This window comes from Mycobacterium sp. (assembly GCF_052145595.1).
Taxonomy (GTDB): domain Bacteria; phylum Actinomycetota; class Actinomycetes; order Mycobacteriales; family Mycobacteriaceae; genus Mycobacterium.
The window spans coordinates 1-13,012 of sequence record NZ_JBKQOI010000007.1 but is presented as its reverse complement, the minus strand read 5'-3'; the positions used below and the strand labels follow the sequence as shown (position 1 = coordinate 13,012).

Annotated in this window: 11 protein-coding genes; 2 read left to right on the top strand and 9 right to left on the bottom strand. The window is 62.0% G+C overall.

The features are described from left to right. Positions 1 to 618: sugar phosphate nucleotidyltransferase (locus ACLP4W_RS00465; protein ID WP_442383039.1), on the top strand; the 618-nt coding region annotated here is incomplete at its 5' end. Positions 619 to 767: 149 nt separating this feature from the next. Here ACLP4W_RS00465 and ACLP4W_RS00460 read toward each other — a convergent pair. The 9 genes from ACLP4W_RS00460 to ACLP4W_RS00420 form a co-directional block, all read right to left on the bottom strand. Beyond that, entirely contained in the window at positions 768 to 2,459 is a 1,692-nt protein-coding gene (locus ACLP4W_RS00460) for a GMC oxidoreductase (protein WP_442383038.1), read from the bottom strand. After that, complete coding sequence (locus tag ACLP4W_RS00455; protein WP_442383035.1) at positions 2,456 to 3,463, bottom strand: aldo/keto reductase; 1,008 nt, start codon at positions 3,461 to 3,463, stop codon at positions 2,456 to 2,458. The genes ACLP4W_RS00460 and ACLP4W_RS00455 overlap by 4 nt, the downstream gene beginning before the upstream one ends. Next, on the bottom strand, positions 3,464 to 4,681 hold the full coding sequence (locus ACLP4W_RS00450; protein WP_442383033.1) for a glycoside hydrolase family 113: 1,218 nt from the start codon (positions 4,679 to 4,681) through the stop codon (positions 3,464 to 3,466). It abuts the gene before it with no gap. A 9-nt stretch (positions 4,682 to 4,690) separates the two neighbouring features. After that, entirely contained in the window at positions 4,691 to 5,956 is a 1,266-nt protein-coding gene (locus ACLP4W_RS00445) for a lipopolysaccharide biosynthesis protein (protein WP_442383031.1), read from the bottom strand. 139 nt (positions 5,957 to 6,095) lie between these two features. Continuing rightward, positions 6,096 to 6,887: a hypothetical protein gene (locus tag ACLP4W_RS00440; RefSeq protein WP_442383029.1), complete on the bottom strand. Its 792-nt coding sequence runs from the start codon at positions 6,885 to 6,887 to the stop codon at positions 6,096 to 6,098. Beyond that, the gene (locus ACLP4W_RS00435; protein ID WP_442383027.1) at positions 6,838 to 8,745 is read right to left on the bottom strand and encodes a glycosyltransferase family 39 protein; all 1,908 of its coding nucleotides are present in this window, start codon (positions 8,743 to 8,745) and stop codon (positions 6,838 to 6,840) included. The genes ACLP4W_RS00440 and ACLP4W_RS00435 overlap by 50 nt, the downstream gene beginning before the upstream one ends. Before the next feature lie 221 nt (positions 8,746 to 8,966). Continuing rightward, positions 8,967 to 10,409: a PPE family protein gene (locus ACLP4W_RS00430; RefSeq protein WP_442383025.1), complete on the bottom strand. Its 1,443-nt coding sequence runs from the start codon at positions 10,407 to 10,409 to the stop codon at positions 8,967 to 8,969. Between the two features lie 18 nt (positions 10,410 to 10,427). Next, entirely contained in the window at positions 10,428 to 10,727 is a 300-nt protein-coding gene (locus ACLP4W_RS00425) for a PE family protein (protein ID WP_442383023.1), read from the bottom strand. A gap of 295 nt (positions 10,728 to 11,022) precedes the next feature. Then, positions 11,023 to 11,382 carry a PAS domain S-box protein gene (locus tag ACLP4W_RS00420; RefSeq protein WP_442383041.1) on the bottom strand — a complete coding sequence of 120 codons (360 nt, stop codon included), beginning with the start codon at positions 11,380 to 11,382 and terminating at the stop codon, positions 11,023 to 11,025. Between the two features lie 492 nt (positions 11,383 to 11,874). Here ACLP4W_RS00420 and ACLP4W_RS00415 point away from each other — a divergent pair, with 492 nt between their 5' ends. Then, positions 11,875 to 12,549 (top strand): ScbR family autoregulator-binding transcription factor, encoded by a 675-nt coding sequence (locus ACLP4W_RS00415; protein WP_442383021.1) that lies wholly within the window; start codon positions 11,875 to 11,877, stop codon positions 12,547 to 12,549. The last annotated feature ends 463 nt before the right edge of the window (positions 12,550 to 13,012 follow it).

Sequence of the window (13,012 nt, the reverse complement as noted above, 5' to 3'; positions counted from 1 at the left end):
GGCTACAAGAGCGAATACATCAAGAGCTACTTCGCCAACTACGGGGTGTCCAACCTGGACTTCACCATCACCCTGGGTGACCAGTCCAGCATCCGCCACCACGGCTCCCACGCCGAGTTCAACTGGCAGGTGACCGTGGCCGACACCGGCCTGAGCACGATGACCGGCGGGCGGATCAAGCGCATCCAGAAGTACGTGGGCGAGGAGACGTTCCTGTGCACCTACGGCGACGGCATCGCCGACGTCGATATCGCCGGCTTGCTGGAGTTCCACCGCGCGCACGGCAAGCTGGCCACCGTGACGGCCACCCAGCCGATGAGCCGGTTCGGGGTCATCGACCTCGAGCAAGACGGTGTCGTTGCCACCTACCGGGAAAAGCCCAAGACCGAAGACTGGATCAACATCGGCTACTTCATTTTCGAGCCGGGAGTGTTCGACTACCTCGATGGCGACGACACCGTGCTCGAGGACCAGCCGCTGCTGCGGCTGGCTAAAGACGGCCAGATCGCCGCGTTCGCCCACCACGGGTTCTGGCAGCCGATGGACACCTTCCGCGAATCACAGGCCCTCAACAACCTCTGGAACAGCGGAAACCCGCCCTGGAAAGTCTGGCACTAAACAACAAAACGCCGTCATCATCCCCGGCCTACCACAAAAGCGAATCCGTTGACGGTCACCACGCTCGACGGCACTCACAGCCCCCCACCGCGTTGGCGACCGGGACACTGACGGTTGTGTGGGCCGCTGGGTAGGCGCGGGCCGGCGATTTACCGCGCGCCGTACAGCCGCTCGATGAGACGGACGGCGAATACGACAATCATGAAGGTGGAATTGGCCTGGCCGGACGTCACGAACACCGAACTGCTCACGACGTGGACATTCGGAACACCATGGACGGCGAGATTCTCGTCGACCACGCCCTTCTCCGGATCTTTTGACATGCGGGTGGTTCCTACCTGGTGGAAACCGCCCCCGGTACGCGCGTGCACTGCCGCCGCAGGGTCGTCCGCGAGATACTCAAGCCGCCCCACGCCGCTGGCGCGCAGGTAGCTATCCCAGTGTCTGTGTGCCGCGAGTACGCCTTGGATGTCTTCGTCCGTGAACAGGATGTCGATATCGAGTTTCGGCATGCCGAGGTCATCGACGTCCTCGGCGAGCCTGACGCAACTCTCGTAGTGAGGTAGATGTTCAGCGTGGTACTGGAACGGGTAGCGGTTCGCAGGATTCCCGACGAAAAAGCCCGGCGGTTTGCGGCCCCGAGCGAACACCCGCTTGATGCCGAAGTCGACGAAGAATCGTATCGTTTCGATCGGCTGCCGCAGCACGTTAAGAAGATGTGCCCACACCGACGATCGCTTTGCCATGCCGTAGGGCGTTCCCGGGATACTGGAACCGGTCAGTGAAAGTCGTTGCGCTGTCGGCGCGAACAAGAAGCCCAAGGGCGAGATCAGTGCCAGATACGTCAACGACAGATGCGCATTGCGGTGCGACGCATCAGCCAGCTCCGGATTGGCGATCCATCCCGAGATATTGGGCAAGCCGTGCTCGAGCAGATAGCTTTCGGCAAAGGTAAATCTCCGCCGGACATAAGAACCGTCGATGTCACGCTCGTACCAGTAGATCGTGTCCTCGACAGGGGTCGTCAACACCAAGTCTGCGATCACACCCTCAAGGTGGGCCATGTACCAGTGACCCAACTGACCGGAATGGTCACCGATGCTTCGGCCTCCCCGACCCGGCGAACACATCAGCAATCGGGCGCTTTCCAACCCACCCGCCGCCACAATGATGTCCTCCGCGGCGACGGTGAACGAGCTCCCCGAAAGTGTCCTGCACTCGATGTCCTTCGCGCGTTCTTTGTCGCCCTCGAGGTTGATCCGCACACAGGTTGCATCGGTAATCACCTTGAGGCCGACCGCATCGCGGAGATCGTCGAAGTACACCTTGCCGAAATCGGTTGGGAGTGACCATCGCTCGAGCGATGACGTGGACACCGCTCCGTCCTCAAGACCCGCGATCATGTGTCGGGGCAGATGGTCCAGCTCGTTGACGTCGAAGATCGAGCGACCGCAGAGCATCCACTGGCAGGTTCGTTCGAAGTAGCATTGCAGATCCTCGTAGGTCACCGGCCACATAGAATCCGGCGCGACGTCGCGCTCGACGAAGTCGACACGGTCATAGGGAACGCACCGTCCACCCCAGATGGAAGACGTACCACCGAGCTGGCGGCTAATCGCCAGCTCTACCGGTGCGTGCACATCCGGGTCCTGCCGATGCGCAACCGACAGCTTCTGATTCTCCGGGCTTGGTTTCCTGTTCCCGGTCTCGATCAGGACAACGTCGACGCCTCGCCTCGCCGCCTCGAGCGCGCAGACGATGCCCGCCGGCCCAGCCCCAATGACAACCAGACCCGCATCCAGGCGCGCGCCGTCCAGAATTTCGCTCGCGGAGGTGATCATCGCTCAGCTCGCGTTCCGACGCACTTATCCCGGATCATGCTCGCCACCTCGGCCTCGTTGCGGAGAGGGACGTCCGCGCTTGCGTAAGCCATCTCGAGGTTTTTGATCTTGGTCGACGACAGCAGCACCGTTCCGCCCGGGTTGTGCTGCACCGCGTCACGCACGAGCAGCTTGACCACGGTTCTCGCATCCGAGAGATCGGCATCGAGCAATTCGCTGCACTGCTGCCGGAATTCGGGCTCGCGACTCAGGACACCGTGTACGCGCGGTAGCGTTCCGGAGAGAAAGCCGAAGGTGATGATGCGCCGGTCCTGCCCCGGCGGCGGTCCGCCGTATCCAGCGATCAGGTCGTAGGGAAACTGGAGCGCGGAGGCGCGCGCGCTCACGGCAGCCACCACTGCGTCATCCCCGCGGGATAGATCACCGGCCGGACCCCAGTATCCAATCACGCCCCGGCCGCGCTCGGTCTCGAGGTAGTCGACCAGATCGCGATAGTCATCGGGCAGCACGCCGGCCGGTTCGTGTAACAGAAAGTACTCGATTCGCTCGGTGCGCAGAGCCCGAAGGCTCGAAACAAGCGCGCGCTGCGCACTCGCTACAGAGTAGTCCCGGCGGGAATAGAGAACACGGCCAACAGCCCCGGCGTCTGGTGCGGCACCGGATTGCTTGACTTTGGATTTCACCGCGGAGGACATCTGCAGCATCCGGCGGATCGGTGGCTGGACGAACCCGGCGAGGTGACCAATTACGGTCGGCCTAATGCCAAATTTCGTCGCGATCCGTATATCGGTACGCGATTGCGCAAAATTTGCCAACTCGGCTTCCGCCAGCCCGAGGCCGTAGATGGGCGCCACGTCGAAATGTCTGATCCCGAGGTCGTAGGCGGATTCCAAGACTGCGCGCCGGTCCCGCCTTCCGGGCAGGCCATATAGGCTTGCGCAGCCGAATCCGAGGGTATGGCCCTGCGACGCGGTGTGCGGCTCAGTCGACCGAGAATCGACCATCTATTCGTGTCCTGCCCAGTTACGGATCCTGGCAGAGGGCCGCGGTGTGTCCCTGGCCGACGAGCCGCAAATGTCGGGGGTTCCCACACCCCCGGACGCATCCGATCCACAGGGCTTGACGGTTCCTCGATACGGGTTCGAAGCCCACCAATTCCGTAGCACCGACTCAGCGAGCTTGCCCCCGATCGCGTGATCGAGCGGGTCGTAAACCCCGTTGTCCGTCCACCACGACCACCAGAACGTCCCGGCCCACCAGGGCTGGCCGCTGAACGTCGCGAGCAACGCCTCATAACCGGCTGCCTGCTCCGGCTGAGAGGGCGTACTGCTGTAGTGGTTGTTCCATGGCTCGATCGCCGCACCCACCAGGCTGGGATAGCCGGCCTCAGTGAACAGGATTGGACGCCCGACCGCGAACGCGAACGCCGACATTTGGTCCCGTATCGGAATCCACGCGGCCTCCAGCGCCGATACGTCCGTTGTCGGCGTGGTGCTCAACGGGAAATAGGCGTCAACCCCAATAAAATTGAGCTGATCCCAAAATGACACATTGGGGTATTCAACGGTGGTGGCCGCATAGACGAGCGGACCGCCGTATATGGCCCTTATTGCGTTGATGATCGTCAGCCACGTGCCGCGATCTGCGGAACCCGACATGGTGGCCAGTTCGCAGCCCACCGAGAACTCGTCGACGCCATTCTGCCGGGCGATCGTGGCGTAGTGGGTCATCATCGATCGGTAGGAGTTGAACCACGCTGCGCGGTTGGACGGGTTGATCTCCCAGCGGTTTGTGCCGTCCTGAGGGTCGACATGCGGCTTCAGCAAGATCTTGAGGCCCTTGCTGTGGGCTTGGTCAATCGCCGCTAGCAAATCGGCGTCGGTGACGCTCCAGGCGACGTCGATCCGGCTGGACGTTGCCGTGGCCATCTTCCACGACGGGGTGAACTCAATCCAGGTCGCACCGACCCCGGCGATGGCGCTTGTCGCTTGCGTGGTGGCCGGGCCGCCGTAGCCATGGGTCTTCCAAGTCGGCAACACGACCCCGCGCTGCTGGACCGCCCCGCTCTGCTCGCTGACTGTCACCATGCCCGCATTCACAAACGGCAGCGCAATCGCCGCAATGACGAAACCGGCGATAACCAGGCACAGACGGCGGAGATTGTGCGTCTCGACCTGATCGCCGGCGCGACGGTGGCGGCCATGAAGGTGCGGCCTTCCCAAGCGCACCTCCTACCGCTCGATAACAGATCGATTTATGTCAGGAATCTCTCGTTCCTGACCGCGGCGATTTTGCTCCGCGCCTGTGGCCTGCTGATTAGACGACTTTCGCGCCTTACGGATGGTCGGCCAGAAGCATACTGCTTCCAACAGCGTTGCCGCGCCAAACGCGATGCCAACACCAGTTACGCCACCAAGCTTGAGTCCGAGCTCGGCAGCTCCGAGTTCCAGGGCCGCGCCAAGGGTTACCGCGAGCGCGGCTTTGCCCAGCGCTCCCTGCGCTCTCCGTACCGGGATGTAGATCGCTTTCACTGCGATTGCGAATGTGCAGGCCGCGAAGGCGATAAAGCAGTAGCGGGCCTGTTCATACCCAGATCCGAAGATTGCCAGGACCGGACGTGCCAAGGTGGCAGCTCCCGCGGCAGCGAGAACGGATACCACTCCTGACAGCCGGAGCGCGGTGCCGAGCCCACGATCGAAGTGCTCCGCGTTCCCATGGTCGAGCGTCAACATCGCGGTAGCAAGATGGAACGGAATGATCCAGACGGCGCCGACTAAGAGAAGAGCCGCATAGAAACCCGCGTTGGCGTGAGCGCCCAGCTGGGCAGCAACCATGATCGGCATAACCAGTACCGGCGCGTGGGTAGCGACGTTGATCCAGTGATAACCTGCTCCAGCACGCCATAGCGGGAAAAACCCTCGCAGGGATGGCATTGTCTTTAACCATTCATGCGGTGCCTTGGTTCGCAGTCCGAGAGTCAGCAACGAGACAAGGTTTCCCAGAAGCCAAACCGAAAAGATGACTTGCGGTGACAGGCCAATTGCAAATGCTGCGACGGGAAGCGCAATCAGCTTGACGAGCGAGAAAACCAGATTGCGTGACGTCTGCCGCCCGGCTTGCTGAACTCCAACCAGCGCGCCATCCAGAACAGCCGTCACCGTAGTAAGGGCTGTGCCGACACCGAAGAGCGCTATGCCGGTTGGCGTAGCGTAAAGCCATTCACCGTTCTTAGTCGCGTTGTGATTGACGACCGCGTATCCCACCGCAATCGCGAACGCCAAACCGCCGGCGATCCCCAGACTGGTAACGACAAGACGCTTCACATCGGCACCGTCGCGCCTCGGAAGTTCGGCGGTCAGCAGTATTTGAAAGCCCAGCGTGCCGAAGGTTCCAACGAGCGACATTGCAGAGATCACCGCAGACGCGCGACCTACGACTTCGGTGGTGGTGATGTGGGCGGCGAGAGCCCAAAACGCGAAGCCCAGCCCTGCGGTCACGACGGTCGTGCTGAAGAGCGAGAGCGCAATCGTGATGACACGATGCCCACCAGACTTCGAAGCGTTGCCACGCCCAAGTCCAAGGCCAAGCCACCGCTTGCGTGAGCTCTTAGCCGCGCGCCAGCGAGCGCCCACGTATTCACCGCCGGACAAACCACACCGTCCGATACGGAGGGTCAGCCACGCGGCCTCGATACACGTTGGCTACTGGTTTTTCGCCGCCCACAGGGAAGTCCTGGGTCCACACTTGGTTCGGGGCGAGCGTCACTCGGTGCGTCGTCACCTGCAAACCCGTGTTGATGACGGCTACGAATTCTTCACTCGACGCCTCATGGCTTTTGATACCCAATACAGCGCCCGTCGCACCCACGGGAGAATGTTCTGGGCCATCCGGGATAAACCACACTTCGGTGAAGGGCGTTTCCCCATGATGCGCGCTGCTGAGGGATATGAATATTGCTGCGGCTACGACGAGGACCGAGGCGAAAAGTTTCGCGGCAGAAACCCGCGTTAGGGTCGGAAATTCGGGACGTTTCCACTCCAGTGGGCCGCCCGCGCCACGCGCACGCGCTACGGCGTAGGCGATGAGCGTCATTGCGAATGCATATGTCAGCCAGTTGAACCGGACCAGGCCTGACGGAAGGAAATTGATAATCAGGCCACCAACGACGCCCGTCCCCAACGAGCAGGCAACTATTGCGGCGAATCGCGCAACACCGTTCGCGGCGCCGGGCAAGATCGCGCTCGCCCCAGCGACTCCAGTCAGAATGAAACAGAGGACTGTTCCCGTCACATTCGAGAATTCACGCGGAATGAATGGCAACACGGAAGCGCCGTAGCAGACCAGAGCGGCCAATGCGACGAGATCGAGTTTGCAGAGTCTAACGTCCATATATATCCTGCATGCCTCGTAGGTCGTAGAAATGGTCATAGCCTGAATCGTAGATTCGAGATATTCCGGGGAGATCGTCAAATTTGGCCAGGCTGGCGGCGTATAGAGGCGCGTCCCTCGTGCCATGCATGACGTCTGCTTTGAATAAGTAATGGGTAATAGGAGCCTGTTGAGCCATTCGCGTGTCCACGTCTAGGTATGTGGCTAACAGGCCGCCGATAAGCGCAGAGTCCTCCGGAGTGAGGCGGGTCGTGTCGTAAAGCGATCCCGGGCCGCTGATGGGATCCAGCTGGGACAGTGATGACACGAGAACGAGCGATGTAAGGTCGCCAAAGTAACGGGCACCGGCTTGCAGGTTTGTTGCCGCCCATTCGCCTCTGGCCTTGCCCACGTTGTCTATTCCACTTACGTAACCGTCGACCAGAAACGAACCTGGAAGCCGCTGCCACCACTGCGGCAGACCGGTGGTGATTGAGTGCAGAAGGAGTACGACGGCGATTGTTGTTGCACCTACGAAGCGGCTCGACCTGCGCACTGACTTACCGTGGCGGGCAGCAGCAGCTGATACGAGACGGTCTAAAACTACAGCCACTGCCAGCGCGGTGAAGAGCGAAAAGTACGTAAGCGAGCGGATCGCCAGCTCAGCTGCGTCCGGGTGCTCGCCGTTCGGTGGGGAACCTACAAATAGGCGTATCACTATCATCAGTGCATACAATCCGGGCGCCATACAAATAAATAACCGCTGCAACGGCGGCAGGGGGCGCGCAAGGCGGACGCTCACAGCGAGCAGTACCAGCATGAGCGCAACGCCGCCGGGGTTGCACAGGCGGTCGACAAGTGGGATGGAGAGGCTCGTCGGTAGGGCGGCCTTTCCGTCGGCCTTCCCGAGTTGGGCCAGGCCATTCAGGATTTGCGGGCCAGCACCACCGAGGTAGTCCGCGGTCTCGGGTGCGACGAAGATCATCCAGCATGCGACGACAAATGCCCCTGACGCAGCACAGATCGCAAGAGGCCCTGCAAGATCGCGGGTGCTGCCGAACAGCGAAGTCGCCAGAGCAATGCCGACCAAAACCCCGACCGTCGCCAGTGCCGTCGAGTGATGCGTCATCACGGCAATCGCGACACAAGCCAACAAGCCGGCGAAGCTCTGATAGCGTCCGTGCTGATGGGTTGCGACGCGGATTGAAAAGAAAATGGATAGAGCCAGAAATGGCAATGCCACATTTTCGTAGATGAATCCCGTGTCGAAATAGTGAATCTGCGGGCTGAGCAGATAGAGTATTACGCCGATGCACGCTACGCGTGACGACTGAAACACCTCTCGGAAGAGTAGCAGGACGGCGGCTGCGAGCAATATGTGCGAGGCACTGGCGATGACAACGCCGGCTACGAATGCGCTGCCCGACGACACCTGGGCTAGCTCGGCAGTGACATTCTCCATGCCTGGGTATAAAGGGCTAATCGGCAGGTCATGATTAATGTGGAAGAGATGGTGCGTCCTGAGGACGTTGAGAAGTGATCCCAAATGCTGCAGCTCATCGCACCACTGGAACATTACTGGGCTGTATGCCCACCTAATCACAGACTGAGCACCAGCGTACAGAAGCACCAAGAATTCGCGTTCGCGAGACGACGTCGACGGATTCAGGACGCGAAAGACGACGAAAGCGAAGATGAGTATTTGCCCCGTCCAGAACAAGGGAGAGGCGAAACTTAAACTTTCTCTGGAGCGGGCATAGGCCAGGGCTACGAGGAAAACCCCCGTTGCAACGACCAGCAGGCCGTCGGGGATGCCGTTGCGGGCCTCTTTTTGCACCGGATCCAATGAGCCTCCGTCGGGCCGGAGATCATCAATATCACCGGCGCTAGACGGAGGTCCAGCCAGCTCAACGCTCACCATCAAGCCGTCACCTGTTGTTCACAGGCGACGACTTGGGAACCACCGGTTATGGCCTCATCGCTGACAATTTTCGGGTGGGCTCGGCTAACGACACTGTTTCCGGAGCTTGCGGTGCGTCTGGTGGTGATAACCCGCGCAGCTGGATCCGCGACCGCTGACAGGCCGTCGGCGACTGCAAGGTCGATAGACCTCGAGTACATTGTTGCGTCCCCTGCCTGTCACTTGTCGGCCGGCGCGTGTCCGTTGGTCGGCACGTATATGACCGCAGGCTGGTATCCGGGGGGCGCGCTTCCGTTTGTCGGGAATCCGGCGGGCACCGGTGGATATTTCGGGGTTGACTTGGCGACTGCCGGGTCAGCAGCCGGGTATCCAGCGGCCGGCGGGCGCGCCACCACCCTGAGGCGCGACCCGTATTTGGCAGCAGCAGCGCCCGCGATGGCGCCACCGCCCGCCGCCACGGCCCCCGCCCCTAGCCCTGGGAACATGAATGGGAAACCTAATCCGGCGCCGACATCCAACGGCACCGCCGCAGCAGCCGGCATCCCCAGCGGAACCGACCCCAGCGTCGCCGGCAGACCTGCCGCGGCCCAGCCCCAGCTCGTTGGCACCGACAACCCCCCGACCTCAGCCGCTTGACCTACGCCCGCCAAGCCGCCTAAGTCCCCGGCGAACCCTGACCCCGCCGCACCGTCGGCGGCCGCCCCCCCAGGCGCCGCGGCGGCCGCACCCGCCGCCGCGTCGGCCGCGGGTCCGGCGGCGGCATTGGCGGCGTTGAAGGCGTTAGACATCGGCGTACCGATAAGGGGCGAGATCGCGGTTTCCGCCATGAACATGGAAAACCACCCCGGAATAGTGGCGTAGCTTTCCGCGAGGCTCCCGAGCGAGAAACCGGACGTCGAAATCCCTAGGAACCCTGACGAGGACGACGACCCGGAAGAAGACCCACCCAGAAGCCCACTCAGCAGTCCCGAAAGTTGTGACGTCAACGACGTCGACGAACTGGGCGAAGCGAGGTTCTGTAGCGCCGTGCTGAGCGAGGAGATCAGCTGTGACAGTGTTGATTGCACGCCCGCACCGGTCGACGCGCCGGCGGTCTGGGTACTCGCGGCCCCCTGCGCGGCCAACCCGGCCACACTGGTGGTCTGCGGCGCCGCGGTGAACGGCGTCACCTTCGCGGTGGCTGCCGCTGAAGTCGCGGCATAGCCGTACATCGCCGCGGCGTCCTGGGTCCACATCTCGCCGTATTGGGCCTCGGTGGCCGCGATCGCCGGCGTGTTCTGACCGAGAATGTTCGTCGCGACCAGTGACATCAGTTGAGCTCGGTTGGCCGCGATCTCCGGCGGCGGCACCGTCATCGCAAACGCAGTCTCATAAGCGCCCGCAGCCGCCTGGGCCTGGGCGGCCGCCAGCTCAGCCTGTCCGGCGGTGGTGCTCATCCACGCCGCGTAGGGTGCGGCCGCGGCCGCCATCGCCGTTGAAGACGGCCCCAGCCACGGCCCGTCGGTCAGCCCCGAGATCACCGATGTGTAAGTGGCTGCCCCCGAATGCAATTGGGCGGCCAACCCATTCCAGGCCGCCGCGGCGGCCAGCATCGACTCCGGCCCCGGCCCGGCATACATCCGGGCCGAGTTGATCTCCGGGGGTAACGCCCCGAAATCCATCGCTGCCGCCTCTACCGCTCAGAGGACCGCTGCGGCGTTCGCGGCCTCGGCGGCCGCGTACGAACCGGCGCTGGTCGCCAGGGTGCTCACAAATAGTTCATGAATCGCCGTGGCTTGGGCACCGATCGCCTGGTACATCTGGGCGTGTGCGGCGAACTGCGCCGCCGTCAGGGCCGACACCTCGTCGGCAGCCGCGGGAACCACCCCGGTGGTCGGGGCTGCCGCCGCCATATTGCCGGCGGCCATTTCAGAGCCGATGCCTTGCAGGTCTCCGGCCGCGGACGCCAGCATTGCTGGCTGTGTGGTTACGAACGACATGTGCTCCTCCTAATGGAAGCAAGCCGACCCATCGTCCGGCCGCGGTTACCGCGGTCCCTGGGTGGCGACCGTATGTGTATACCAATGATGCACCTGAACCCAAGAATACATACCAATTGGCATCTTGTACAAACTATGGCGGACTTAGAGTATTTTTTTAGCGGGTAGCGCATGCATACGCCCAGGAGATTTCCCAGATGAAAGACCGCGCGCCCATGTCACGCCGCTCGTCGAGGAGAGTGTGCGGTCGTTCGTCGGCGACATGTTCGAACACCTCACCGCACCAACCGCACTATCACTCGTCCATCCAGAGCCGCTCCGTCAAATTGTCAAACGTCACCAACACAACCGGATCATCGCACCGCATCGTCGCCGACTTGCTCATCCTGGCCCGCACCGTCCAACCCTCACGATGCCGCAGCTCCACCACCAGGTTCGCCAGCGCATCGACACCAGAAAGCGCGCATACCGCGGCTGGCACGGTATGGAAGACCTCGGGGAACGCCAACCCGGCCAAGCTGTCCTGCTGGTAGCCCACCATCTCGGCAAACGCCGTATTTGCAAACAAGATGATGCCGTCCCGCGCCATCGCGAGCGAAGGAACCGCGACACGCTCCAACACCACCAGAGCCGGCAACCGTGTCAGCATGTCCATCGGCGAATCGCCGGATCCCCCATTACGCCGCCGCTCAACCCGCCGACTGCGGTCCACACCAGCGCTTTCGCGGGCATGACCGGGTGAGCCCCCAGCAAGCAACCCCGCCTTCGACGTCGAAGGCACAGACGACAGCATCTCCGGCTGTGTGGTCACGACCGACATGTGCTCCTCCTAACGGAACCCGACCCAGGGACCGGCCCGCGGTTACCGCGGCGCCTGGGTGCGGCTGTATGTATGTATATACCAATGATGCACCAGCATGTAGCGTATGCATACTATAATCACGAGATGCCAGAAGCTATCACACTTTCAGTCATCTTGTAGCATGCAAACCATGAGTAAGCGCGGGATGCAAGGCGGACAGCGGACCGTAGACCGGCCAGCAGGTCACCTTCCCTTCTCATCGAGGGGGCTGACTCGGCGGCAGAGTTGCCGTGGCGCGCAGCGTTCGCGTCGCTGCGCGGCGACCGCGACGAGGCAGGGAGGGTGATGACCGAGGCCAGCGAACGGCGAGCCGAAACCACGCGCCAACGACTCATCGCTGCCGCATCGCGCCAGTTCGCCCATCACCCGTACAGCATGGTCAGCCTCGACGACATCCTGGCAGAGGCTGAACTCACCAAAGGCGCAATGTATTTTCATTTCGCGTCTAAGCAAGCACTGGCCGTGGCCATCGTCGACGACCTCACCGAGATGAGCCGTGCAGCAGTCACCGAGTTGCTTGCCCACAAAATGTCGGGATTAGAAACACTGATCGATCTTGTCTACCTCCGTGCCGTTCAAAACACCCAAAACGAGGTGGCCCGGGCCGGCACCCGGCTGCTCGACACCCTGGACAACGCAACGGCCCTGCCCCCGACGCTGTGGCAATCATGGACCGAGTTCGTCACCACCCTCATCCAAAAAGCAGTCGCCGAGGGCGACGTCGTCGACCACCACGATCCCGAAGACATCGCCAAAGTGCTGGTCGCGCTATGGGTGGGTACCCGCCGAATCAGCGATCCCGACCAACCCGAGCACCAGCTCGATAACCTCCAAAAAGCATGGATGCTGGCACTACCCAGCTTCATCAACCCCGACCGAACCGACTACTTCACCCAATTCATCAATCGACGCCACGCACGCGCCGTGAAAAAGGTCTCGGCTCAGGCGCTCTCACTATGACCTCCACACCACTGCCGCCGCCCCGGCGCCCGCTGGCCTTTAGCCCCACCACTGTTGGCCTTCAACCACGGACAGCGTCCGCGTAAAGTCACTTTGCCCACGGAGAATTGCGGAGTGCCTCGAGGTATGAGTGACGGGCTTGTGATCCAGATCTGAGGGAGCCAGCAAATACGCGCCCGTGTGTTGAAAAACTGCTTACCGGGTCTACCGGAATACCGGTATTTCGAACGGCTTCAGTGCAGTCCTCGTCATCCCCCGGCAAGGTTCTTGCCTGCGAGTCCCTACGCCAGCCGCAGGCCACCGGCTCACCTGACTGAGCACACCAACCGTACTAGTGCTCGTCAATCCAGAGCCGCTCCGTCAAATTCTCAAACGTGACCAACACAACCGGATCGTCACGCCGCATCATCGCCGACTTGCTCATCTTGGCCCGCACCGTCCAACCCTCACAATGCCGCAGCTC

Excerpts from the sequence above, each read along its gene's own strand:
- ACLP4W_RS00460 (WP_442383038.1), bottom strand. The coding sequence starts at position 2,459 with ATGATCACCTCCGCGAGCGAAATTCTGGACGGCGCGCGCCTGGATGCG.
- ACLP4W_RS00455 (WP_442383035.1), bottom strand. The coding sequence starts at position 3,463 with ATGGTCGATTCTCGGTCGACTGAGCCGCACACCGCGTCGCAGGGCCAT.
- ACLP4W_RS00440 (WP_442383029.1), bottom strand. The coding sequence starts at position 6,887 with ATGACCATTTCTACGACCTACGAGGCATGCAGGATATATATGGACGTT.
- ACLP4W_RS00430 (WP_442383025.1), bottom strand. The coding sequence starts at position 10,409 with ATGGATTTCGGGGCGTTACCCCCGGAGATCAACTCGGCCCGGATGTAT.
- ACLP4W_RS00425 (WP_442383023.1), bottom strand. The coding sequence starts at position 10,727 with ATGTCGTTCGTAACCACACAGCCAGCAATGCTGGCGTCCGCGGCCGGA.
- ACLP4W_RS00420 (WP_442383041.1), bottom strand. The coding sequence starts at position 11,382 with ATGGACATGCTGACACGGTTGCCGGCTCTGGTGGTGTTGGAGCGTGTC.
- ACLP4W_RS00415 (WP_442383021.1), top strand. The coding sequence starts at position 11,875 with ATGACCGAGGCCAGCGAACGGCGAGCCGAAACCACGCGCCAACGACTC.